Genomic DNA, 23385 nt, shown 5'->3' on the forward strand with positions numbered 1-23385 from the left:
TCCATTGTGATTTAATATCCTGAATTCCGGTCCACAATCCCTGCAAGCTCTTCCTCATTTATATATCTCTTTAGATTTTCAAGAAAAAAATGTCCGACCCTCGACGGAGTGCTTATTCCTGAAAGATGAGGCGTGACATAAACATTCGGCATTTCCCAAAGCGGACTTTCTTCTGAAAGCGGTTCATGCTCAAACACATCCAATACGGCGCCGCGCAGATGTCCTGACTTCAACACATCGATCAGATCATCTTCGGCCACCACTTGCCCTCTTCCGACATTGACTAGATAAGCGGAAGGCTTCATCGCTAAAAGAATATCTCGATTGACAACGTGATAAGTATTTTCTGTAAAAGGAAGCACTAAAACAAGATAATCAAGCTCTTTGACAAACTCACGCCACTCATCCGGATGAAAATGCTTGTCAACAAACTGTGCTTGCTTACCGCTAACGCTTAAACCGTGAATCTTCATATCAAAAGCGCGTGCTTTCCTGATCATTTCCCCGCCTATCGAACCTAAGCCGGCAATTCCAATCGTTTTTCCTGATAAAAGCTCTGGTTCAAACGGAGCCCATTTTTTCTCCTTTTGAGCCGATTGGATGGCTGTGATGCGTTGATTGAAATGGAGAAAATAACTAAACACGTATTCGGCAATCGGCACGCCGAATTGATCGACAATCCGTGTAAGCTGTGATTGCTTTGAAACATGTGGTGAACTGACCAAATCATCAACACCTGCTCCCAGCGATTGAATCCATTTTATAGAGTCTGTTTCCGAAAGCAAATGCAAAGGAAACTTCCAGCATAGTAATATCTCTGTATCTGCTATGATCTCTTTTACTTCTGCCGGACTCGATGCAGAAAAAACATTGGTATACCCTTGTTTTCTGATCATATTCTCATAGTCTTTTGCTTGATTCGGGCTGTAAACGACAATTTTTGGCTGTCTTGTCTTCATTTGCTGCACCCCCCTTTCTATGATACATATTAAATTATGATAAAACCATCTTGAATCTAGTAAAAATAATACTTGTACAGACCTTTAGAATATGAAAAAAGGGAGGAATGAATATGCCAGCGCCAAAAGCAATTACGTTTGATTGTTTCGGTACACTGATTGATTGGGAAAGTGAAGTTCAAAGGTGTTTTACAGATATTCTTGAAAAGCACAACGTTTTTGATGTCGATATTATCGCACTGCAACGACGGTGGGAAGCAATTCAATTCGAGTACATTCAAGAACAGTACCGCCCCTATAAAGAAGTCCTGAAAAACACGCTGCAGATGACCTTTCAAGAGAATAATCTGCCATTTAACGAGGATGATGCTGCCCGATTTTCTGAATCAATGGGAACATGGCAGCTCTTCGAGGATACGAAAGACGCCTTGCTGGAATTAAAGAAATACACAAAAATCGCACTCATTACAAATACTGATGATGCGATTATCCAAGAAACTGTAAAACAACTCGGTGTTGAATTTGACGAAATCATCACCGCCGAGCAAGCGGGAGCCTATAAACCGAGTCATAAAGGATTTCATCTTGCCCTCGAACGTTTAGGCCTGGAAAAATCAGAAATTCTTCATACCGGATTTGGCTTCAAATATGATGTTGTGCCAGCCACAGAACTAGGGATCGAGTCTTGCTGGGTAAACCGCTATGGCGAGGTCCGGCCGGCGGATGTCGAAGAAACATATCTGGTCGGCGACATGAAAACCTTTGCTTTACTGATCAAAGGGATGGCAGCGGAGTAATGCAATTTTAAGAGGTTGACTCCTCACTGAGCCAACCTCTTTTTTCTGCCCATCCTGGCAATATATCCGACCTTTAACGCGATTTATCTTCCCTACAGCTAAATTTCCGATGAAGTATTCGAATCTAGCAGCTCTAGTTTCTTCAATTTTTTTCGGTAGATAAATGCAGATAAACTGATACTAATCTCATAAAGAAAGATAAGTGGTATTAAAACAAGAATGTCAGAAATGAAGTCTGGCGGTGTCAAGAAAACTGATGCGACTGCAATGAGAAAATAAGAAATTTTTCTCGTTTTCCTTAACGTATTCGGATTCAAAATTCCGATCGAGGTTAAAAAAAGAATCACAACCGGCAGTTCAAATAAAACGCCAAATGGGACAGTTAAGTTAAGCATAAAGCTAAAGTACTTTTCCGACGTGTAAAATGGCTGAAATTCATTTCCTGCCAACGTTTGCATAAAGGAAAGACAAGTGGGAAACACAAAGAAATAGCCAAATGAAATTCCGGAAATAAAAAGGAAAAACAAAGCAGGTATTAATACAAAGGTCGCCTTTTTTTCATGTTCTTTAAGAGCAGGTAAAACAAACCGCCAAATATGAAAAGCAGCTACAGGAATCGTAAAAGCAATCGAGCTTACAGCTGATAGCTTAAAATATATCCATAAAACATCTCCAGGACCAAGTAAAGCAAGTTTAAATTCCAAGTCCTTAACCAGATAATTATAAATTTGCTCGACAAATAAAAAAGATAACGCAAGAAAACCTAAAAAGCAGCCAAGGACATAAATCAGTCTTTTTCTTAATTCTGCCAAATGCTCGGTTAATTCAATTTCCTGATCATTCATTTTTTTCACCTCATAAGAAACAAAAAGAGATTAGCATCTAATCTCTTCTTCTCGATTGACATTAAGAATTTTTATCCTCTTTTTTCGAATCTGACGAGACTAAATCTTTGGTGGCATTCTTAAATTCTTTTAGAGTATTACCGAAAGCGCGTCCGATTTCCGGCAATTTTGACGGTCCAAAAATAATAAGCGCAATAACTAATATAAGAATCAGTCCAGGGATTCCAACATTTGGCATATCTAATCACTCCTTCTAAGCTTTTTTGCGTTAACTATTTCGTGAGTTCCAAGAAATTATAGCATACTAAGAATGGAATCACCTCAAACAATCGAATTATTTTTTTGACATACTTTGACTTTATATGCTTCATTTTTCACGTATTATGCAAAAAGCCTTTGCCATGTACTAGGACCTGGATATCCATCAGCGTCACTGCCTGTCCATCCTTGCGCACGTTGAAAAGCCGCACATGCTTGACGGTCAGAGTCGCTCCATTTCGGACCTGCACCAACAGAATAATATTGTTGGTAGCCTTTTTTAATTAACTGTTTCCCCATTGCTGTAACGTATTCATTGTTTGAACCGGGACCGAAGAAATGGCTGCCTGGAAATACAGACACGTTTGGCGAGCTGCCTACGATATCAAACAGCCGCTGCCAAGTAGACGGACCAGGATACCCATCAGCATCACTGCCTGTCCATCCTTGTGCCTCTTGAAACTCTTTGCAGTTCAGCCTGTCAGCTTCTCCCCATGTCGGACCAGGCCCAACGGAATAATGTCGGCCGAATCCGACTTTTACTAATTGTACGCCCAACGCAGTCACGTATTGATTCGAAGCACCTGATTGAAAATATTGAGTCCCTGGAAATGCCGGCGGCCAGCTGGTATCATCTCCACTTCCGCCGCTGCCATAGTAGATAGAAGTAAGGCGTTCCCAAGTAGTAGGTCCGGGAATTCCGTCAGCACTACTGCCGCTCCACCCTTGAGCCCTTTGGAAAGCTGCACAGGCGCTGCGATCGCTTTCTGTAAAACGAGGTCCTGCTCCAACTTGATAGTAGCTGCCATAACCGGCTTTTATCAGCATCTTGCCTAACAGAGTGACATAGTTGTTGTTCGCTCCAATATAAAAATACCTTGATCCCGGGAAGCTAACTGGAACTTCCCCTCCCCCGCTGTTACCGTATGGAGGCGGAACAGGTTTAACTTTTGGCGGAGAAGTGGTGCCTTCATATTCTTCATAGTAAACCAGCGCAAATCCAACTATTTTCGAATCTGACAGATTGCGATATCGGCGAAACACACCTTGATAGTCTTCTCCTCTAGAGGGAAGGTACGTATTTCCTTCAATCGTTACCACTGTTTTCTCCTCTAGATTCAAGCGTTCTACGATACCAATATGAGAGTCACCGCTGAAAAAGATCAGACTGCCTGTTGCACGTAAAGGATTGTTTTGAATGACATCTAGAAAAGTTGACTTAGAAAAATATTCTCCATAATACTCATGAAACCATCGATGTTCCCGGACAGCTGCGCTATGCGCGAAAAGCGGCCGCCCTCCATTATAAACGCTTTTAATTCCTGATTGGGCAACACACCAGCTGACAAAAATTGCACACCATGGCTCATTATTTAGACCAAACCAAGTTCCAAACTTCGTATTATTATTTGATCCTTCTACGTAACCAATTTGGGATGCAGCTGTACTGATCAAATCTACTCGAAGAGACATTTTTTAAACCTCCTTTGTGATTTACATATTTCGTTTGTATATTTCTTCAACGTCAATTAGCAGAACATTCGGATCCTGCGGAAGCTCCTTCTCTATTTCTGAGACGGCATCTCCCCATGTTCCAGGATCGTTCGGCAATTCCGTCGGATCACTATCCGGCGGTGTTTGTGGATCGGTAATTTCTGCAAAGGCTTTAATCGGCAAGTTGACAGCGGCAACGGTTGCTATACCAGCTCCTAAATATCCTAAAAATTTACGTCTGCTTAACTTTTTTTCCGGCATGAAAGTAAACCCTCCTTATTTCTGAAAAGTGTAAATAAACAGGAAATAAATTTTGCAACTTCAATATTCTCGCAATTTCTCCCTTATTTTAACTATATAAAATTAATATAAATATTAACATTTATATGGTCAATGCTCATTTTTAAAATGAACAATAAGCACTAAAAACAAAAACCGACCGCTTGCGGATACTTGAACTGTCCGTAAATATCGTGTACATTCACTAAAATAGAGAGCTCTACAAAATCCTTTTATGAAACACCTTTTGCAATTAAAGTGGGAATTTTATTAGAAAGAGATTTAAGTACCAAAAACTGTGCAACTCCGCTTCGTGAAAAAGACCTTTTTGTTCTTACTTTTTGCAACTAAAGAAAGGTATATTGTATAGCTTCATCCGTGTTAAAATTTCTTTTTTATCACTTTTTCTAGAGAGTTTTAACTAATCTTCTATAAAATATCAATCAAAATACATAGGTTGTTACATAATGTTACAAAAACATTTCTATTATTGCGCCATGCCGAAATAAATATTGCGGTATTTTTTCGATCTTTACATTAATTAGTAATGATAATATATTAATTATAGAGATTTACTAGGGGGTCTTTTGTGGGTCAAGTCATTTCTTCTTCAAAAGTCGGCATTAAAATTTATGAATGGTACAGGATGATCCGTCAATTTAGTGTGCCAGATGCGGAGATTTTAAAAACGGAAGTTGAGCAGGAAATAAGTGAATTGGAGAACGAACAAGAAGTATTGATGTACTATCAGCTTATGGCTTTCCGTCACCAGCTAATGTTAGATTACATAGAACCAACAAATAAGTACGGCGACCGGCCGACTACATTTGAGCTTTTAGAGAAAATAGAAACCTCACAGAAAAAACTATCAGGCATCCTCCAGTTTTATTCCTTCTTTTTCCGTGGTATGTATGAATATGAAAAAAAAGAATATGTTGAAGCGATTGGATATTACTTAAAGGCAGAAAAACAGCTACCATTTGTAACTGATGAAATTGAGAAAGCTGAATTTCATTATAAAGTTGGAGAGTCTTTTTATATGATGAAACAAACGCATGTATCCATGCATCACATTTTACAAGCTTTAAAAATATTTGATAAAATCGAGCTTTATAAAATTCGTAAAATTCAGTGTTTGTTTATGATTGCAGGTAATTATGATGATCTAAAATATTTTGAAAAGTCTCGTCCCCATTTAAAAAATGCTTTAAAGCTTTCTCAAGAACTAGAAAATGACAAGCTAATCTGCTCAACTTTATATAATACTGCTAATAACTATTCAAGAGAAAGAGACTATGTAAAGGCTATTGAATTTTTTAACAAAGCGGCTAAATTAAGTAGGTCACATAAACCGGATATTCATTCACGTATCTTGTTTGGCTTAAGTTGGGCATTTTTAAAAACCAGCGAAATTGAGAAAGGAAAAACAATAATTCAAGAAGGATTGGAGGATTTAGAGCAAAATCCTGATTATCTACTTGAACTGTTATATGAATTTTTAAATTCCTTATATATTGAAACAGCTAAACCGGAGAAAATATATGAGATTTTTAGTACACTAGAAGAAAAGAAACTTTTCGCTTATATTGAAGAATGTGCATATAGTTCGGCAATTTTATTCGAAAGTCAAAATGATTACGAAAGCTCCACAAGATTTCTTCTCAAAATGGTAGAGGCACAAAGACAAATTCAAAGAGGAGAATGTATCTATGATTACTAAAAAGAGAATTATAATACTCACTTTAGCTATTACAATAATCGTCGGTACCATTATCGCCTATTCGCACCAGTCTGAATTAGCAACAGACAGAAATATTGGTGCACTAGAAAAAAACAATTCTTATGCAGAATGATTATTAAAATCCATTCACTTAATTTAGCTGTTAAGTGAATGGATTACTTTGTATTTCAACCTTTATCTATCTACCAATTTCCCCTCCGAAAAAACCAATATTTATTTTTAAAGAAACAAAAATTCACACTCTTCCACACCCCTCACAACCGAACCGCTCGCCTTTCCCTTTCGACAAAATAAACCATTTCTTTAAAACCGATTTGCTTCAGCTTTTTCTTTACTTCGTCAAAGTCGTCGGCGATTCGCGTAGCGACATGGGAGTCCGAACCGAATGTAATGTCGACTCCGTAGAAATTCGCTCGTTCCAAAAGCTCATCAGATGGATACCAGCCGCCGCAATATTTCATTTTTCCGGATGTATTGACCTCGATTGCTACATTGTTCTCACCAATCACCTGCAGCGTTTCGTCCACCAAGTTGGTTGGAATAACAGAAAACTCTGGATAATAGCCTTTCATAGCATCTATGTGTCCCAAAATTTGAAAGGATCCGCTCCGGGCAGAGGCCTGAATTAACCTGTAATACTCTTCCTTTGTTCTGATTTGTTCTTCTTCGTTTACGCCTTCCCAACGATCTTTTTGAAAAATATTGATTTCATTTACATAGTGGACAGATCCAATTACATAATCGAACGGATATTTTTCGATCTGCTCTGCATAAAACTTGTGATGCTCAGGAAAAAAATCACTCTCCATTCCCAGCAGGACATGGATTTTGTCTCTGTACTTCTCCTTCAGCTCGAGAACCTCTTGAACGTAGCTTTGAAATTCACTGATTGGCATTGTAATTCCGGGAAAGAGATGGTCGTCTTCACTGTAGAAGTGCGGCGAATGATCAGAAATCCCAATATAATGAAGCCCTTTATCAATCGCCGATTCGATGTAATCAGAAATCGTTCCTTCTGCATGTCCACACCTATCATGATGAGTATGTAAATCGAACTTGACTTGCTCCTGTGGTGCCATTTCAACTTTCCTCCTTGTGGATCTATATATATTAAGTATAAACTTTATTTAACTTTATGACGAAAAATTATTTCAAAATGATGTAAAAGACCTCAATTGATACCTGTATAAGTGTGGCCTAAGTTAGAAAAATTATAAGAAATGTTTAAGTCCTTGGATTATATCAATATCCGTAGAATCTATTTTCACATAAGATGAATCATAAACTTGTGCGATCAGACCTCCTTTATTAAATAAAAACTCATCAAATTCATTAATATTCCGATATTCTTTCAGAAAATACTCTCTTGTCATTTTTTTATCTTTTATTCCAAAAATAAATAACTCTAATATATATTCGTTGTTAAAAATAGCTTTGTCTAATGGCTCAATTACAATAATTTTTTTAGAAAAAAATTTATTTAGCGGAATGAAATCCTGGTTTTTTTGTCTGTTCTTTTGATTCGTTATATAATAGATATACAGAGTATATTTAGTAGATAAATATAAAAATACCTTCTTTATCGTTTTGCTAATAACATCGTACTCTCTTTTTTCCTTATTGTATTTATCGTTCGTGGAAATGATTAAAGAATATTTTTCTTGAATCGTATAAAATTCATCAACCAAATAACCACCTCCATTTTTTACAACGCATCAACCACAGCAGGTAATTCTTTAATAGGTACTGCACCTTGTTCCCCTTGATACGATCTAAATTCGATTTCACCAATTTTTACGCCAACATCATACTCTCCGACGAGATTGTCGAGCAAAATAAAAGCCGCGTCTATGAAATCTTCATTCTCTTCTGTAAAACCTTTCATGTAAATGATCACATTAACAAGATTATTATGTTGATCGTTTTTATAAGTAAAAAACATATCATCAATGTTTAGTTCGATATCATTAAATTGAATTTCATCTTCATTTCCTCGTTGCCTGAAAGCGATAATATTAAAATTTTTTAATTCAGGGCAGCTTCCACTAACCGAATGACATCCGGAAAGGCTGCAACGATGCCATCAGCACTGATGATAAATTCTCTTTTTCCGCTATCAAGCTCTGCGCTAAATTCAAATACCAAATCAGGATTAATCTTTGATAATTGAGAGTGAAGCTTATTAAATAAGGATTCATAGCGGCTTTCCTTTAGCTGAAAATAATCCTCGGAATTCTTCTCAAACCAGTTCCAAAAATCTTTCTCACTATAGCTTTTCTTGAATAAATTTTTTATCATGTTTTTATCCTTCCTCGGCTTCCGATTCCAATTTAACAAATTCTATTAAATTAGGTGCGTATTCCTCAATTTCATTTGTCTCGTGATCCCATAGATAAATCTTTTCACTCATTTTTCCATTAATGACTTGAAAGCATAGTTTATCTCCATTGCCGTCATCCCCGATTGCAATCAGATCTTCGGGCATATTTTCATCTCTTACTTCTAGATTTTGCCTTACAATATCATCCCAGCTCTTCCTGAGATGATTTGGATCTTTAATAGGAAAGAGAATCCATTCACCTATTTCAGCTTGATTAACTAATTTATAAAATTCTTTATAAACTTCGGGAAAAACAGCTCCTAATTTTTCTTCTGCAGACTTAATGTCCTCATCTGTAACCCCTGGTTTGCCTGTTTGAATGAAAACTAAAATATCGTTCTTCATGAAATCCTCCTTTTCACATATAGTTTCATGACAAATAGGGTGTAAAAAAGTATCACATTACCTAAATTCTCTACTTTACTATTCCATTTTAATTGTTCGAACCCTTTTTTCTGATAAAATGTTACTAATAAACTTAATAATAGTTGACAGGGAGGATATTATGTTTTTACTCAACGTTAAATGGAAATTGACACTATTATTATTTCTTTTTATCACTATCATTCATTTCAAATGAAAACCAGCAGAAAACTAACAACTGCAACACTACAAGCCTTATAACCTATTAACGGTTTTTCCGTTTTACTTAAAAGAAGTTGGAACAAAGAATGAATGCCTGAACTAACTAAAAACGCTTGGACGAAATATTCAGATCCAAATTGCTGACCACGAAAAACAAATTGAAAAAATAACGAAGCACCAGTCAGATAAAACCATCCATTGCCGTTTAATAGTTCCTCAGTTGAAGGAATTAAATCACGTTTGTCAGACAGCTCTCTTTTTAAAGCGATAAAACCATGAACAAGAACGGATAAACCCAATATTAAAAGAATAATTGCATGAAACATTTTTTCCTCCATTTTGAGTAGATGTCGATGACTTTCTATTTTCCATTATCATCTCATAGAAATCCCCATCCTTGACCTAGCCATATTATAAATGAAGATTAGGAGTGAGAGAGATGGCAGAGCGAACGATCACACTACAAGTACGGCTTGAGCCTTGGGCAGAAAAAGATCTGGCCCTTCTGCATCGAATGAATGCACCTGAAATATTAGAACACATTGGAGATCCGGAGACCGAGGAGCAGATTCTCGCGCGTCACAAGCGCTATGTCAAAATCGGCGGGACAGGGAGAGGCCGTATGTTCAGCATCATTCTGCTCCCTGAGCTTGAAGCTGTTGGAGTCACCGGATACTGGGAACGCATTCGGGAGGAAGAGGCCGTGTACGAGATCACCTGGGGTGTTCTGCCGCAGTTCCAGGGCAGAGGTATTGCGACCGCGGCTGTAGAAGAGACTATCGCAATCGCCTGTGCGGAGCAAAAGCACAGGAAGATTCACGCGTTCCCGTCCGTCAATAACCGCTCGTCGAATGCGATTTGCCGGAAGCTTGGCTTCTCGTTCATCTGCGAATACGAAATGGAATACCCGCCGGGAAGCTTCATGCGGTACAACGACTGGTGCCTGGATTTAAGAAAGAAAAAATTGTCATCCGTATATAAAAACAGTGTAATTCACATTTGAATTTACACTGTTTTTGCTGTTCATCTCCCTAATCCAACCGATGAATCATAGTGTCACTCTTTATATTTGTTATTTTATATACTCCTTCGATCCTGTCAGTCGATACGAATTGGGAAAAATATTGATTAAAGTTAGGATCTGAATCCAATACGACGATATGGCTGGATTTCTTGATTAAATCGTTTAGAGCTTTTCTTTCCTTTTCAGTAGAGCTGCTTGTTACAATACTATACTTATTAGAAAGCTGTTCGTACATCAGAAGGTATTTCAGATAACCTCTATCTTTTTTACTCCGAGGGCTATAATAAATCACATGAGAAATTTTAGAATGACTTCCTCTAACCTTGCTAAAATCATTTTTCACTTGCAGTCTAAGTGATGATTCAACATCCGGCCTTGTTGTTACTGCAGCAAGGTTGTCTTGAAAAGGAAGTACAAACAAAACCGCGAGAACCAATGCGGCGAATGCGTTTATCGTTTTATTTTTAGATAGCTTAGAGAACTCATACGAGATAAAAGTCATGAATAAGCCGGCTATGTAAATGACAATCGACGAATTATATCTGTTAAACCCGGCTAGTTTACTCGCTTCCCCTTCTGGCATTAAAAACAGATACATGAAATAGAGCCCGAACAGATAAAAGACATAGGTCAAGTTCCCAAATAAGAAAAGATAGAACAATCGCTTCGATTTTTCTCTTTTCCACAAATAAACGATGAATGCCATGGCTACAAGCAATGCATTTAAAAGCAATAAGCTTTTAAAAAGAGGCGAATTGAAATTTGCTGCAGCATCAATTAAAGATGGCGCAAGGGTTTCCTTAAACTCCTCCGACTTCTCATTGTTGTTGACCTTGTCAATGTTTACAGCGAATTTATTGCTTGAATATGAAGCCTCGGGATACGCTTTTTGAGTATACTTCAGCCACAAGAAATTTGATCCCAAAGGAACTAAAATCATAAATACCATAGCATAAACGAGTATCTTACTGTGTGTCATTTTAGGTTTTTTGCCTTTTATGTAATGTACATAAATCAACCACACAATTAAAACGATATTAATGATCAAAAAGAATTTTCCGCTGTCTTTTATCAGAGTGAGTAAAATCATCAAAGGTGTATTAATGATCATGCTCTTTTTCCAATCGGCTCTGTAATAATAGGCAATGATTGATATCGATAAAGCGGTAAAACCTAGCAGCGTATCGACCAATAAGTTATAAAGGTTATTTTTTATGACTGCTATCAATACGGTACTTAGAACGATGCTCAGTAATAGATGGCTGATTTTTTTCCATTTACAGAAGACAGACAGCACCGCTATATTAGCAGCAATTAATATCCCCTGCGCCATTAATGCATGGCTCTCTGTATAGCCGATAATCTTACCGATAAAGTAAATAAAAACGGCACTTCCCGGCGGATAATTACGAAAAGAAATCATTGTCGTTCCGTCCGGCAATCCGTTGATTCTGAACATTTCTTTCACGATAAGTCCCCAATGGCTGAAATTATCATAATGAATTAAGATCAAGCCTTTTAATAAAAGTACAATTGCAACTGAAAAAAGGACAAAAACAAGCGAAGACGGAACCAGCAGATTTTTTATGCTGTACTTTTTCTTCACCAGTAAATAAATACACAGTACAAAGAGCAATATGCCGGCATAAAAAATCAAGCTCACCATCAGCGGCATTATATTTAATAGACCAGCAGCGAAAACCAGGCAGGTAATCGAAGAAAAAAGAAATAAAGGGATGAATGCCGCGTTGATTTTTAGTTTTTTATGGATAAACATCCCCCAGCCTGCCAATGACACGACTAAGAAAACAAACGATATGAGCGAACTATTCATTTGTGATCAAACCATCATTTTTTCTAACTTTTTTAAATACCCATTCTCTCTGGATATAGAAGCTGATAATAAACAGAAATGTGTCAACAGCAATTTTGATGGCGACTTCCCCTTGTCCGATTAACAGATATAAGAGATAGACCCCTAGTGCGGATATGCACATCTGACATACGCTTAATGTATAGTATTTAACTAATGTATTCTTTGATTTACTATGAAAAACGAGATTTCTATTGACCATATAATTAAACAGCGAGGATAGGACTCTGGCTCCGATTGTGGCGCCTATGATGTAATACGTAGGAAGAATTCCTTGTAAAAGTACTAAAAGGATAGAAAAGAACAAAATATCCAGGCCAAAAGATAAGAGGGATGAAGAAATGTATTTAAAGAAAACGGAATAGATTTTGATCGAATCTGCGATCGGATTGAAATGAGACGATTTATTTTCCTCTAAATAGATGGTCTCAATTTCAACTTCTTCTATGGAAATATTGTTCGCCTTGCACTCAAGCAGCATGTTCATTTCATATTCGAACCGTTCGCCTTTCACATTCATCAGCTTTTTTAAGAAGGAATAGGAAATTCCTCTTAAGCCAGTTTGCGTGTCCGAAACATGAACGCCACTCGCAAAACGAAACACCTTTTCAGTGACTTTATTTCCGAATCTGCTTCTAAAAGGAATATTTTCTGCAGAAAAATTTCTGACGCCCAAAACTAAACTGTCATGGGTATTTGCTAGTTTCTGAGCAACCCTTTTAATGTCTTTGATTGAATGCTGTCCATCAGCATCTACTGTGACCAGCTTCGTCAGTTCTTTGTATGTATTCAATAGATAGTTAAAGCCTGTTTTTAAAGCACGTCCCTTGCCCAAATTGACTGCATGATTTACGATTTCACATTCTTTAAACGAAGATACGGAGTCAAAAATTCTTTCACATTCCATCTTGCTGCCATCATTGATGATAAGAATATGTTTGAAGTTTTCCTTGATTAAACCTTCAACAAGGAACGTCAATTTCTCATCAGGATTATAGGCAGGAATTAAAATCGCGATGCTAGTAAAATCAGCCATTATGTACCCCTTTATTAAATAAATTGAATACCCTTTCAATCCTAACAAGCAAAAAAGATTTAGTCAATTTTCAGGTGGAGTTTTTTCAGTCTAAAGACTTGTATCATCTTCCAACTCACTATTCGACTAGCCTTTATGCCCTGTAATACTTTTAATTTATTCCAATTTCATGTCAAGAAAAGACTAGCTCACTTACTAGTCTCGATGAAGTATATTACCTATTTTACGGTGTATTAAGTTCTAATGGACTTTTTTGCTTTCGGCGATAAACAGCCCTGGATAAACACCTCAGTTCACAAAAGGAAGATGCAAGCAAAAGAAGCTGCTCACATCTTTCTCGATTTTTCATTTCGTTTCTTTCGCCTTATTGATTTTCGGCTTATTTTCCTCAGCCTCTTCACCTGACACCAAATCTTGAGTTGATTTTTTGAACTCTCTTAATGTTGATCCTACTGCACGTCCGAGTTCCGGCAATTTTGACGGGCCGAAAATGACTAATGCAATAACGAGAATCAGAAATAAACCGGGAATCCCTATATTTTGCAGCATGAATCCTACCTCCTTATTTATTTACTTTTTCTTCCTCTAACGGCGCCGGATCCATACTTTGATCGTTAGCAGTTAAGTCTATTCCATAATCCTTAGCGAAAACCATATGGGTATCTACTAAAACTTCTTCCGTATTTTCATCTAAATTAAAAACTCTGGCACCGCGCAATCGATTTCTTTCTGCATCAGGAAGGCCATATGTACCAAACCCTACGCTGCCTGCATAGCCTAGCATAATTCCATAATAATTCCCTGCGTACGTGTTGATATGGTCATGTCCGCAAAATACGCCTTTCACATCGCCTCTCTCCAACATAGCCGAAAACATGCCGCTGTTGATCGGACCCGGGCATTCGTCTTCATTTCTTTCGCCTACGATATTATGCTTTTTTACGGCATTGGCATGGTTTTCTTCTGTTCTCTCGTCCACACTGGCAAACCACATATAGCGATGCTCCCAAAGCGGAATATGAATAAAAACGAGTGAAGGAACCTTGTGCTTCCATTGCTTCTCAAGCTTCTTGGAAGTCTCATAATACCATTTTACCTGGTTAAAACGGAGCCAATCCCACTTCGGATAGCCATTAAAGTCCTGGCCGGCAATCATTTTCGGCGCATACCTTCCGCTGTCCATCAGCCAAAGATTGAAAGCCGCGCGATTGCCTTTGGAATTCTTTATAAGAAGATTCATATTGCCAGTTCCGGTAAGGTTCTTCTCTCCAGGCTTATTCATATTGTATTTGTAGGATCGATACACCTTAAGCATATCTTCCTCATCTAAACCGCTCTTTGGAGTAGAATCTTCATCATGATTTCCGAAGGTTACAGCCCATTTAATCTTCCGTTTTTCCATAGGCTGAACAACATTATTCATCGCTTGCTTCATCTCAGTAGCTGAATCACAGCCTGCCTCAATGATGTCACCATTAAGCACAACAAAATCCGGCTTTTCTGAATCGAGCACTTTTTCCATCAATTCAATCGTCCGGCGATCAGTACGTTCATCATCCTGTGAATCATTAAACTGTACGACTTTGAACTTCCCATTGCGATTAAATTGAAGCTTCACATCATCGTGTTCTTTGGCTTCAGCCGTATTAGAGTTGAATAAGTCAGTAGGAAGACCAGTAGATGCAAGTGTTAACGCAAGCGTGCTCATCCCGCCAATTTTAATAAAATCGCGTCTGTTTAATCCTTTTTGAGAATTATCATTCATAATAAAGCCTCCTTACCTTTTCATCATTAGCAGATGTACTACCTATAGAATAGCAAGTGAAGATTAGCTGAATGTTAATAGACTGCAAAACTTTGTTGAAAAAAACAAAAGTGGTTTTGAGGGAAACAAACTTTAGAGGATGTTTTGAAAAAAAATGGGTTGGGATCTAGTGGAACCTATTATCTCTTCTTAAGTTGGTTTTGTACTTTTATTGCTGTGTTTTTAATCTCTTGTTCATTGATGTAGGTATTTGGAAAATTCATATGATCTTCTTCAATCCTTAGTATGATAGATTTTATTTTAAAGAAGCGATATGAAAAAATCATAGAAGAAAACGAAAGATAAATTATGAAAATCAAATCATACATATAATAAGGATTAAATTGAATATAACTCCTTGCAGCTGCTTCACTCCGCACCTATATAGATTGGGCATGTAACAATGCAACCAAACCAAACCCTCCAAATGTGCAATTATGCGCGGTATTTGTACAATTAATCCTCTTATCGGTGCAATTATTGCGCCTAACCGTGCAATTCTCTCATGTATCTGTGCAATTATACACCGCAACCGTGCAATTCCTTCCCACATCTGTGCAATTACTTTCTTAACCACTTACACCCCCGCCGCCACCCTTGCAAATTCACCACTACATCTACACAATCTTCGCCTAAAACCAGCAATCCCATAACCCACCACTTCCCAAGCAAAAAAAGAACGATTCGAAGTACACATCCCGCGCACTCCAAATCGTCCACTTCCTCTTCCTCAGCCACATACTCGAACAATTGAAATAACAATTTAATTAATATCAACGTTTTTTATAGATTATGTCATGCATAATCCGCATTTTTATAAATTTTAAAAAAATTTCGATTAGCCGTTATACTTAAAATATTTTACCGTTATATGGTTATTTTTTAGTTTCCAGCTCAGATTCAATACGTGAGCTTTTTGAAGACTCACCCATACGCCAGTAAACAATAAAACTTATAGCAATACAGGCAGATACGTAAAAAAAGAATAGTGATTCAATTCCAATGCTTTTAAACCATAAGGCGATAAATTCGGCTGTGCCACCAAAAATGGCAACGGTAAGACCATAAGGGAGACCTACGCCAAGAGCACGAATTTCAGTTGGAAAGAGCTCAGCTTTTACAATTGCATTAATAGAAGTATAACCCGTTACAATGATAAGCCCAATCGTCATTAGAATAAAAGCAATAACAGGACTGGTCGTTTGTTTCATCATCAGGAATAAAGGTACTGTCAGCAATGTTCCTAAAATACCAAAACTAATTAATAAGGGGCGACGGCCAATTCGATCAGATAGCATACCAGCTATCGGTTGAAGTACAACAAATATTAGTAAAGCTATAAAGTTAATCCAAGTGACAACACCTTTATCAAGTCCTACAGAATTCACCATAAACTTTTGTAAATATGTTGTGTAAGTGTAGAAAGCGACAGTTCCGCCAAGTGTTAGTCCTATAACTGTTAACACGGCTTTAGGGTGCTTCAGTAGAGCTTTTATAGTGCCGGCATTCTCCCGGGCTTTAGAATCCATCTTAGAAAATTGCTCTGATTCATCCATTGTGCGACGCAGCCATAGAACACTTAACGCCCCTAATGCTCCAATGACAAATGGAATACGCCATCCCCAAGAGGTCATATCTGCTTCGCTTAAGGTGGACTGTAGAATGATTTGGACTCCTAATGCTACCATCTGTCCAGCTACAAGAGTGACATATTGAAAGCTTGAATAGAAACCTCGACGACCGCTGCTAGCCATCTCTGAAAGATAAGTTGCTGAGGTCCCATACTCTCCCCCTAAAGATATTCCTTGAAGCAAACGTGCAAAAACTAAAATTATAGGAGATAGCAAACCAATAGAACTATAACTTGGGGTACAGGCAATAATTAAGGAACCACTAGCCATAATAGTAATAGAGAGTGACAGAGCAGAACGGCGGCCATAACGATCAGCAAAACGTCCCATCAGCAGACTCCCTAATGGACGCATTAGAAAACCAACAGCAAAGATAGCTGCCGTGTTAAGCAGTTGGCTTGTCTGGTCTCCTTCAGGAAAAAACTGGGATGAAAAATATATGGCAAATGCAGAATATACATACCAGTCGTACCATTCAATTAGATTTCCAATTGAACCTTTGAAAATATTACTTGTAATGCGTTTAGTTTTTGTACTCTCAGAAGTGTGAGCCATAATCAAATCCTCATTTCTTACAACAAATGGTTTTTATGTAAAATTTATAACCGGTTTTTTATCGTTTTATTTTAACTTTAATAAAGCAAAAATTCAATCAGTGGGTATCATTTCCCGTAAATAGGTGTAAAAAGTTATTTGAAAAAATACTTTGTTAATACCTCATCACTTAACCCTTCTGCAAAAGACCCTCTGTTGTTTTCTATTTAAGCATCCAGTATAAAGAATTAGTCCACAAGGATTTTCTATATTAAACCTAATTAAAAACATAGGATCAAGAGGAGCAGGTTTATGATAATTTTAATCTTCACCCTTGGTGAAACTTGAACGGCTGATACTTCGTCTATTCCTCTTCGTATTTTCATGAGTTGATATTTTATGTACAGACCATCTACTTCTACAAACAACACTCGAGGAGAAGATGCTGGCGGATAAGGGAGATTGATTCTTATAATGGTTTTACTTACATATGGATAGAAACAACTGCCAAAGCAAATTCTATTTTTCCCGCCATGTATGCTATATATCCATCATTAGCTGCCGAAGCGTTCTTAATAATAAAAAATAGGCCGCGATCGCAGTCACGATCACAGCCGCTTCCACAAACAAATCCTACCCGCTTACTCAACCCCTTCAGCAAAATCTCCGTCCTTAAGCCGCAATTCGCCGCCTTCGTTGACGAGTATCAGGTTTGTGCCGTAGTTTTTTTCATCCGCCAGCTTCCATTGCATGGTTAGGTTCTTGACATAACCTTCGTTCTCATATTTGGATAAGTGGCGGGCGAGCTCGGCTGCGTGGCTTAGTACTGTACTTTGGGTCAAGACTCCGTTATAGGAGAGCTTAACCTCGACTGTAAATGCCGTGCTGTCGTTTTGCTGGTTTGCTTTGATGCTGTCTATTTTCGTGTCTTGATATTGATTGAGTATTTCCTTGCTCAATTGTTCGAGCTCGGATACGATCTTCGAAGCTTTTTCATCATTCGTCAGCTTTTCTGACTGTTTCGCGTCGCTGTCAGGAGCAGAATCTTCTGCCGAATTTTGCCGATTTTTATCTGATTGTTCTTCGTTTGCAGCACATCCCTGCACGAATAGCATCATCACCAGTGCAAAAGCACCTATTCCTCTTTTCATAATTGCCTCCCATAATCATCGTTGCACTATTCATTGTAACAAATCTCTACAAAACACGCCGAATCGAGAATGATCCCCAAGAATTCCGCCGTCCTTATATCATCGCCACTGAAGCACCTAAAAAACCTCTCTAGCATGACATACTTCTTTCCTACTATGTAACCGCTTTATACCGAATGCTGTATCAGATTAACTAGGCTGTTGATTAAAATTTTTTTCTGCCTAAAAACTCTTGGTAAAAGCGGTTTTTATTTTATTTTATTAACCTTCTATTCCCGCGTGTTCAAGTCAATCAGTACATAAGTGACTCGGCGGAAAGACCTACCAAACATTTCATAAATAATTCTAATTTTTACTTAAAATTGCTTCAATTCTTTGCTTTTTGTAACAATTGAAATAACAATTTAATAAATTTCAACGTTTTTTTATACATTTGACCCCTATATTCATAGATGAATCATTACGCAAGGATCTAATGACCTATCCTATTCGACCCGCTTAATCCGCTGTGCCTAGCGGGTTAAGGCTATAATCCTATAATTAGAACAACTGATTGACAACCCCTGAAAGCTGATGTAATCTGACCTCAACAGCAATTCGAAACCGAATATTATGTAGAACCGTGGGATGAAATGCCATTTTTTAGCAAACGATCTCTTTGTATCTCTTTGTAAAGGAGGCTGAAATCTTGATTGATAAAACCGGTAAGAATCTAGTATTTCTTCTCTGTGTTCCGAGAAGCGGCAGCTCTCTTTCTACTATTTTGCTGCAAAATCACAGTAAAGTGCTTGCAACCCAAGAAATGTGGTATTTAATGAGCCTCTATGATTTAAAGCGACCGGAAAATCGTCCGTACGGAGGGAAGAGAATTATCAGCCGTTTTTTTAATGGAATGGTGACTGATAATGCCTTTGTCGATTCAGCCCGAGCGTTTGCCCTTGAGACTTATAACGGTCTGCTTCATTCAAGTAATGCAAGCCTGATCGTTGATAAATCCCCGCGGTATTACTACATTTTAGAATTCATTGACCGGCTTTTTCCAGAGTCTAAGAGAATCTGGCTGATCCGGAACCCCCTTAGTATTCTGGCTTCCTATAAAAAAGTAAACCAGAATAAGAAGGCGTTTTCACTGATCGAAGAACTTAGTAAACCTACGTTTAATATAAAAATAGTTGATTTAACGGTCGGATTTTTTCGCTATTATGATTATTTTTCAACTGATCACCCGCAGGCCTTTCGACTTTCCTATGAACGGCTCGTCACCAATCCGAAATATGAGGTTGAAAAGCTATGTGAATTTTTGAACGTGTCCTACGAGGAAGGAATGGAGATATACGGAGACCAGCTGGACAGCTCTAAAGGGAGAATGTTTGCCAGCATGGGGGTCGGTGATCCAAATGTATATGAGCATTCGAAAGCTCACACAGATTCGATTGAAATCTGGAAGGACCTTTTAACGAAGGAAGAAATCGAAGCCTACTGCCGCCTGCTTGGTGCCAATGTATTTCGTGAATTGGGCTATGAAAAAGAGCTTCAGGAGGCTGAAAAGATCACAGGCGCCCGCTTTGAACAAGATCCTGATCATGAGTTTATCCAAAAGGTAAGGAAGCAATTTTTGAATAATTCTGAAACTGAATGGGAAGAGGCATATCATATGCAAGCAGTGCAGTCGGAAGATTTTTCAAATGTAACAACAAACGAAGAACATCCTTCCGATTCACGGCAGGAGCTTCTTAATGAAATCCAGCAGATGAATATTACCATTAAAACACTAGAGCAAAGACTGGCAACGAACTTGACAGAAAAAACAAAGCTTATGCAGGAACTTCAATCAGTAAGAACTCGATTCAATCGCTTTAAGTCGCTTATCCCTTTCAGTGGATTTTTGACAAACCTGGCCGAGCAAAGGGGTCAGAAAAAATGAGTGCGATCCTGGGTCTCGTCCATTTTAACCAAGAACCTGTCTCACCATTCCAAAGCTCTGAGTTCATGACCCGGCTTCTGCCATTCCCTGCCGATGTTACACAAACGTGGCACGATCATAACGTTTTTCTCGGCTGCCATGCCCAGTGGATTACACCTGAATCGATCGAGGAACGCTTGCCTTATCACGATGAGGAAAGAGAGCTAGTTATCACCTCTGACTCGATATTGGATAACCGCGAGGAATTGTTTGAAAAGCTGCAGATAAAAGCTAGTGACCAGCCGCTTATTACAGACAGCAAGCTAATTTTGCTTGCTTACGCAAAATGGGGCGAGAATTCGCCTAAGCATCTGCTCGGAGATTTTGCGTACATCATCTGGGACATAAAAAAGAAGAAAATTTTCGGCGCGCGCGATATGCTCGGATGCCGGACGCTTCACTATTATAAAGATCTAAACCGTTTTGCCTTTTGTACCTTGATCGAGCCGCTCTTTTCTCTCGACTACATTCAAAGAGAATGGAACAAGGAATGGCTTGCAGAGTTTTTAGCCTTGTCAAGGATGTATGAATCAACTGACGTTCAATCTACGCTTTACAAGGACATCAGGCAGATCCCTCCTGCCCACAGCATGACTGTAACCACGGAGGGCCTTCAGTTGAAAAGATACGGAAGACTTGCGGATACAGAGCCTTTACGGCTGAAAGACCCGCGCGATTATGAAGAGGCTTTCCGGGATGTCTTTGGAGAAGCAGTACGAGCAAGAACAAGAACCTATAAAAATGTCGCTTCCCATTTAAGCGGCGGTCTGGACTCTGGTTCGGTTGCGAGCTTTGCTTCCAAGCACCTGAGAACAGAAGGAAAATCGCTGTACACCTACAGCTACATTCCGCCGGAGGATTTTGTTGATTGGACGCCGAAACGGTCGTTTGCTGACGAACGTCCCTACATTCGATCAACGGTCAACCATGTCGGAAATATTAAAGACCATTACCTTGATTTTAAAGGAAAAAGCCCCTTCTCCGAGGTAGACGTATGGCTTGATTTATTAGAAATGCCGTATAAATATTTTGAAGCAACGTTTTGGACGAGAGGGTGCTACGAACATGCCCAAGCCGATGGCGCGGGAATTTTGCTCACAGGATCACGTGGCAATTATACGATTTCATGGGGGCCCGCCCTTGATTATTACGTCCAGCTATTGAAAAAAGGGAAATGGTATCAGCTGCAAAAAGAAATCAAGCATTTTTCTGAAATCAAAGGTATTGGCCGAAAACGAATCCTGTCCATCCTATTGAATCGAGCCGCAGAGTCCTTTAACTGGAAAAAGCAATCTGGCGAGGAGCTCTCGATTATTTCGCCGGAGCTTGCAAAACAAACGAATATTTATGAAAAAATTTCACAAAGAAACAGCTTTGCATTGAACGGGCCGAAGGATTCCATCGAGGCAAGAATGTACCAAATGGAGAGCCTTGAGATTCCATCAAAAAACGGCAATTTGGCAACAAAGCTTTCGTTAGCCTATGGCGTGTGGGAGCGCGATCCTACATGCGACCCGAGAGTCGTTCGATTTTGCTTGTCCGTACCATTTGAAGAATATGTTCAAAACGGCGTCGATCGCGCCCTCATCAGACGGGCAACGAAAGGATATTTGCCAGATAAGGTTCGATTAAATCATACATCAAGAGGCATACAGGCTTCGGATTGGATTCACCGGACTGCGCCTCATTGGGAAAGTTTTCTTAATGAACTGAATCATATGGTAAAAGATCCGGAAGCAGCTGAATACATCAGCATCCCTTTTATTCAAACGGTTCTTTCAAAACTGGATAAAAACCCTCCGGTAGAAGAGGCATTTAATAAAGAAATCCGATTTGCGATGAGAAGCTTGATCTTCTATCGCTTTCTAAAACGATCCAGTAAAGGAGGTGATACATATGAAAAAGACTTGGAACGAGCCTACTCTTGAAGTATTGAACATGAATCAAACAATGGCTGGTAAAGGTACTACTTGCATTGACATTGTCTCTGACGATGACTTAGACATCACCAACCCTAGCTAATCGGTAAGAAAAACTTTTACAATCAGCCCCTTATACTAAGAACGTATGGGGGCTTTTTCAAGCATAGGGGTGAATGAAATAATGATCGATAATCCTACTAAACCCTGTTATGAGGCGTTTGGTTTACGTATAAATAGTGATATCGCATTGCCGGAGCTTATGCAGGCAGCACCAGACAGCAAAATAGATGTCGAGATACGCTATAAGGATCTTTCACAAGAATGGAACTCCCATTCTCTTGGCCAAAAGCAGGTTGCGGTCGCAAAAAAAGGCTACTTTATATTCAAGGTGCCGGGGAACGCTATCTATCAAGTAATAGACGGAAAGCACATTTTCATTTCTCCATTGCCGGGATCAACAGAAGATAAAATCCGTTTGTACATTTTGGGTTCTTGTATGGGCGCGCTTCTTCTGCAGAACAGCATTCTTCCCTTACACGGGAGCGCCATTGTTCTGAACGGAAAAGCCTATGCGTTCGTAGGTGAGTCAGGCGCAGGAAAATCGACCCTCTCTTCCGTTTTTATGAAGAAGGGGTACAAGCTATTGAGTGATGATTTGATAGCTCTTTCCTTTAAAGAAGGTGTGCCGTATGTTATTCCCGCCTATCCTCAGCAAAAACTCTGGGAAAACAGCATTCTAGAATTCTCATTGAATACAGAGGACTATAAGCCTCTCGCTGATCGGGAAACAAAATATGCCATTCCTAGAGATGCCGAATTCTGTAAAGAGCTCACACCGCTTACAGGCATTTTCGAGCTTTCAGTCCAAACAGATAACGAGGATGTGATCCTTGAGCAAGTAAAGCCTTTGGAGAAAATCCAGCTGCTATTCCGGCATACGTTCCGCCAATTTCTTATCCAAAAATTTGATTTAGTGGAATGGCATTTCAATACATCCGCACAGATTGCGGGGCACACGGCAATCTATCATCTGAAGCGGCCGCAGCAAGGGTTTACCGCGCAGCTGCTTGCCGAACACGTTGTTGAAGAAATTTCAAGGGAGGTATAAC

General features: G+C 38.8%; 26 protein-coding genes. 8 read left to right on the plus strand and 18 right to left on the minus strand.

Going from position 1 to position 23385, the window contains the following annotated elements:
• Window positions 1–11: 11 nt before the first annotated feature.
• Window positions 12–959, minus strand: coding sequence for a D-2-hydroxyacid dehydrogenase (locus AM592_RS14135; RefSeq protein WP_053604385.1), 948 nt, complete (start codon window positions 957–959; stop codon window positions 12–14).
• Between the two features lie 113 nt (window positions 960–1072).
• Here AM592_RS14135 and AM592_RS14140 point away from each other — a divergent pair, with 113 nt between their 5' ends.
• Entirely contained in the window at window positions 1073–1756 is a 684-nt protein-coding gene (locus tag AM592_RS14140) for a haloacid dehalogenase type II (RefSeq protein ID WP_053604386.1), read from the plus strand.
• A gap of 98 nt (window positions 1757–1854) precedes the next feature.
• Here AM592_RS14140 and tatC read toward each other — a convergent pair whose 3' ends face one another.
• The 4 genes from tatC to AM592_RS14155 all read right to left on the minus strand — a co-directional run bounded on the left by tatC (window position 1855) and on the right by AM592_RS14155 (window position 4614).
• Entirely contained in the window at window positions 1855–2601 is a 747-nt protein-coding gene (gene tatC / locus AM592_RS14145; RefSeq protein ID WP_053604387.1) for a twin-arginine translocase subunit TatC, read from the minus strand.
• A gap of 61 nt (window positions 2602–2662) precedes the next feature.
• Window positions 2663–2839: a twin-arginine translocase TatA/TatE family subunit gene (gene tatA / locus AM592_RS23375; RefSeq protein WP_082364043.1), complete on the minus strand. Its 177-nt coding sequence runs from the start codon at window positions 2837–2839 to the stop codon at window positions 2663–2665.
• A gap of 143 nt (window positions 2840–2982) precedes the next feature.
• Entirely contained in the window at window positions 2983–4332 is a 1350-nt protein-coding gene (locus AM592_RS14150; protein ID WP_053604388.1) for a peptidoglycan-binding protein, read from the minus strand.
• 21 nt (window positions 4333–4353) lie between these two features.
• A complete protein-coding gene (locus AM592_RS14155) occupies window positions 4354–4614 on the minus strand; it encodes a twin-arginine translocation signal domain-containing protein (protein WP_053604389.1) in 261 nt (86 codons plus the stop codon).
• A 607-nt stretch (window positions 4615–5221) separates the two neighbouring features.
• Here AM592_RS14155 and AM592_RS14160 point away from each other — a divergent pair.
• Both AM592_RS14160 and AM592_RS24165 read left to right on the plus strand, forming a co-directional pair.
• Window positions 5222–6352, plus strand: a complete 1131-nt coding sequence (locus AM592_RS14160; protein ID WP_053604390.1) for a response regulator aspartate phosphatase — start codon at window positions 5222–5224, stop codon at window positions 6350–6352.
• A complete protein-coding gene (locus AM592_RS24165; RefSeq protein ID WP_158320307.1) occupies window positions 6342–6485 on the plus strand; it encodes a hypothetical protein in 144 nt (47 codons plus the stop codon). The genes AM592_RS14160 and AM592_RS24165 overlap by 11 nt, the downstream gene beginning before the upstream one ends.
• A 142-nt stretch (window positions 6486–6627) precedes the next feature.
• Here the strand turns inward: AM592_RS24165 and AM592_RS14165 are convergent, their stop codons facing one another.
• From AM592_RS14165 to AM592_RS14185, 6 genes are all read right to left on the minus strand, one after another.
• Entirely contained in the window at window positions 6628–7452 is an 825-nt protein-coding gene (locus AM592_RS14165) for a histidinol-phosphatase (protein ID WP_053604391.1), read from the minus strand.
• Window positions 7453–7584: 132 nt separating this feature from the next.
• A complete protein-coding gene (locus AM592_RS14170; protein ID WP_053604392.1) occupies window positions 7585–8061 on the minus strand; it encodes a hypothetical protein in 477 nt (158 codons plus the stop codon).
• A gap of 17 nt (window positions 8062–8078) precedes the next feature.
• A complete protein-coding gene (locus AM592_RS24710; protein WP_225970235.1) occupies window positions 8079–8258 on the minus strand; it encodes a hypothetical protein in 180 nt (59 codons plus the stop codon).
• 140 nt (window positions 8259–8398) lie between these two features.
• Window positions 8399–8671 (minus strand): hypothetical protein, encoded by a 273-nt coding sequence (locus AM592_RS24715; protein ID WP_225970236.1) that lies wholly within the window; start codon window positions 8669–8671, stop codon window positions 8399–8401.
• A 4-nt stretch (window positions 8672–8675) separates the two neighbouring features.
• Entirely contained in the window at window positions 8676–9098 is a 423-nt protein-coding gene (locus AM592_RS14180; protein ID WP_053604393.1) for an SMI1/KNR4 family protein, read from the minus strand.
• A 227-nt stretch (window positions 9099–9325) separates the two neighbouring features.
• Complete coding sequence (locus AM592_RS14185; RefSeq protein WP_053604394.1) at window positions 9326–9664, minus strand: hypothetical protein; 339 nt, start codon at window positions 9662–9664, stop codon at window positions 9326–9328.
• A gap of 113 nt (window positions 9665–9777) precedes the next feature.
• On the opposite strand from AM592_RS14185, the gene AM592_RS14190 reads away from it, so the two are divergent.
• Window positions 9778–10341, plus strand: coding sequence for a GNAT family N-acetyltransferase (locus AM592_RS14190; protein ID WP_053604395.1), 564 nt, complete (start codon window positions 9778–9780; stop codon window positions 10339–10341).
• 28 nt (window positions 10342–10369) lie between these two features.
• Here AM592_RS14190 and AM592_RS14195 read toward each other — a convergent pair whose 3' ends face one another.
• The 7 genes from AM592_RS14195 to AM592_RS14230 all read right to left on the minus strand — a co-directional run bounded on the left by AM592_RS14195 (window position 10370) and on the right by AM592_RS14230 (window position 18391).
• Window positions 10370–12196, minus strand: coding sequence for a hypothetical protein (locus AM592_RS14195; protein ID WP_148564337.1), 1827 nt, complete (start codon window positions 12194–12196; stop codon window positions 10370–10372).
• Window positions 12189–13271 carry a bifunctional glycosyltransferase family 2/GtrA family protein gene (locus AM592_RS14200; protein WP_053604397.1) on the minus strand — a complete coding sequence of 361 codons (1083 nt, stop codon included), beginning with the start codon at window positions 13269–13271 and terminating at the stop codon, window positions 12189–12191. The genes AM592_RS14195 and AM592_RS14200 overlap by 8 nt, the downstream gene beginning before the upstream one ends.
• Window positions 13272–13616: 345 nt before the next feature.
• Complete coding sequence (locus AM592_RS14205; protein ID WP_053604398.1) at window positions 13617–13820, minus strand: twin-arginine translocase TatA/TatE family subunit; 204 nt, start codon at window positions 13818–13820, stop codon at window positions 13617–13619.
• A gap of 13 nt (window positions 13821–13833) precedes the next feature.
• Window positions 13834–15036: a metallophosphoesterase family protein gene (locus AM592_RS14210; RefSeq protein WP_053604399.1), complete on the minus strand. Its 1203-nt coding sequence runs from the start codon at window positions 15034–15036 to the stop codon at window positions 13834–13836.
• Between the two features lie 914 nt (window positions 15037–15950).
• Window positions 15951–17261 carry an MFS transporter gene (locus AM592_RS14225; RefSeq protein WP_053604402.1) on the minus strand — a complete coding sequence of 437 codons (1311 nt, stop codon included), beginning with the start codon at window positions 17259–17261 and terminating at the stop codon, window positions 15951–15953.
• 463 nt (window positions 17262–17724) lie between these two features.
• The gene (locus AM592_RS24170) at window positions 17725–17889 is read right to left on the minus strand and encodes a hypothetical protein (RefSeq protein ID WP_158320308.1); all 165 of its coding nucleotides are present in this window, start codon (window positions 17887–17889) and stop codon (window positions 17725–17727) included.
• Window positions 17882–18391 (minus strand): hypothetical protein, encoded by a 510-nt coding sequence (locus tag AM592_RS14230; RefSeq protein WP_053604403.1) that lies wholly within the window; start codon window positions 18389–18391, stop codon window positions 17882–17884. The genes AM592_RS24170 and AM592_RS14230 overlap by 8 nt, the downstream gene beginning before the upstream one ends.
• A 688-nt stretch (window positions 18392–19079) precedes the next feature.
• On the opposite strand from AM592_RS14230, the gene AM592_RS14235 reads away from it, so the two are divergent.
• The 4 genes from AM592_RS14235 to AM592_RS14245 all read left to right on the plus strand — a co-directional run bounded on the left by AM592_RS14235 (window position 19080) and on the right by AM592_RS14245 (window position 23384).
• Window positions 19080–20315 carry a sulfotransferase family protein gene (locus AM592_RS14235; RefSeq protein WP_053604404.1) on the plus strand — a complete coding sequence of 412 codons (1236 nt, stop codon included), beginning with the start codon at window positions 19080–19082 and terminating at the stop codon, window positions 20313–20315.
• Window positions 20312–22282 carry an asparagine synthase-related protein gene (locus tag AM592_RS14240; protein WP_053604405.1) on the plus strand — a complete coding sequence of 657 codons (1971 nt, stop codon included), beginning with the start codon at window positions 20312–20314 and terminating at the stop codon, window positions 22280–22282. Before AM592_RS14235 ends, AM592_RS14240 begins: the two co-directional genes overlap by 4 nt.
• Window positions 22251–22376 (plus strand): paeninodin family lasso peptide, encoded by a 126-nt coding sequence (locus AM592_RS23980; RefSeq protein ID WP_148564338.1) that lies wholly within the window; start codon window positions 22251–22253, stop codon window positions 22374–22376. Before AM592_RS14240 ends, AM592_RS23980 begins: the two co-directional genes overlap by 32 nt.
• Window positions 22377–22457: 81 nt before the next feature.
• Entirely contained in the window at window positions 22458–23384 is a 927-nt protein-coding gene (locus tag AM592_RS14245; protein WP_053604406.1) for a phosphoenolpyruvate carboxykinase (ATP), read from the plus strand.
• Window position 23385 lies beyond the last annotated feature (1 nt).

This window comes from Bacillus gobiensis (assembly GCF_001278705.1).
Taxonomy (GTDB): domain Bacteria; phylum Bacillota; class Bacilli; order Bacillales; family Bacillaceae; genus Bacillus; species Bacillus gobiensis.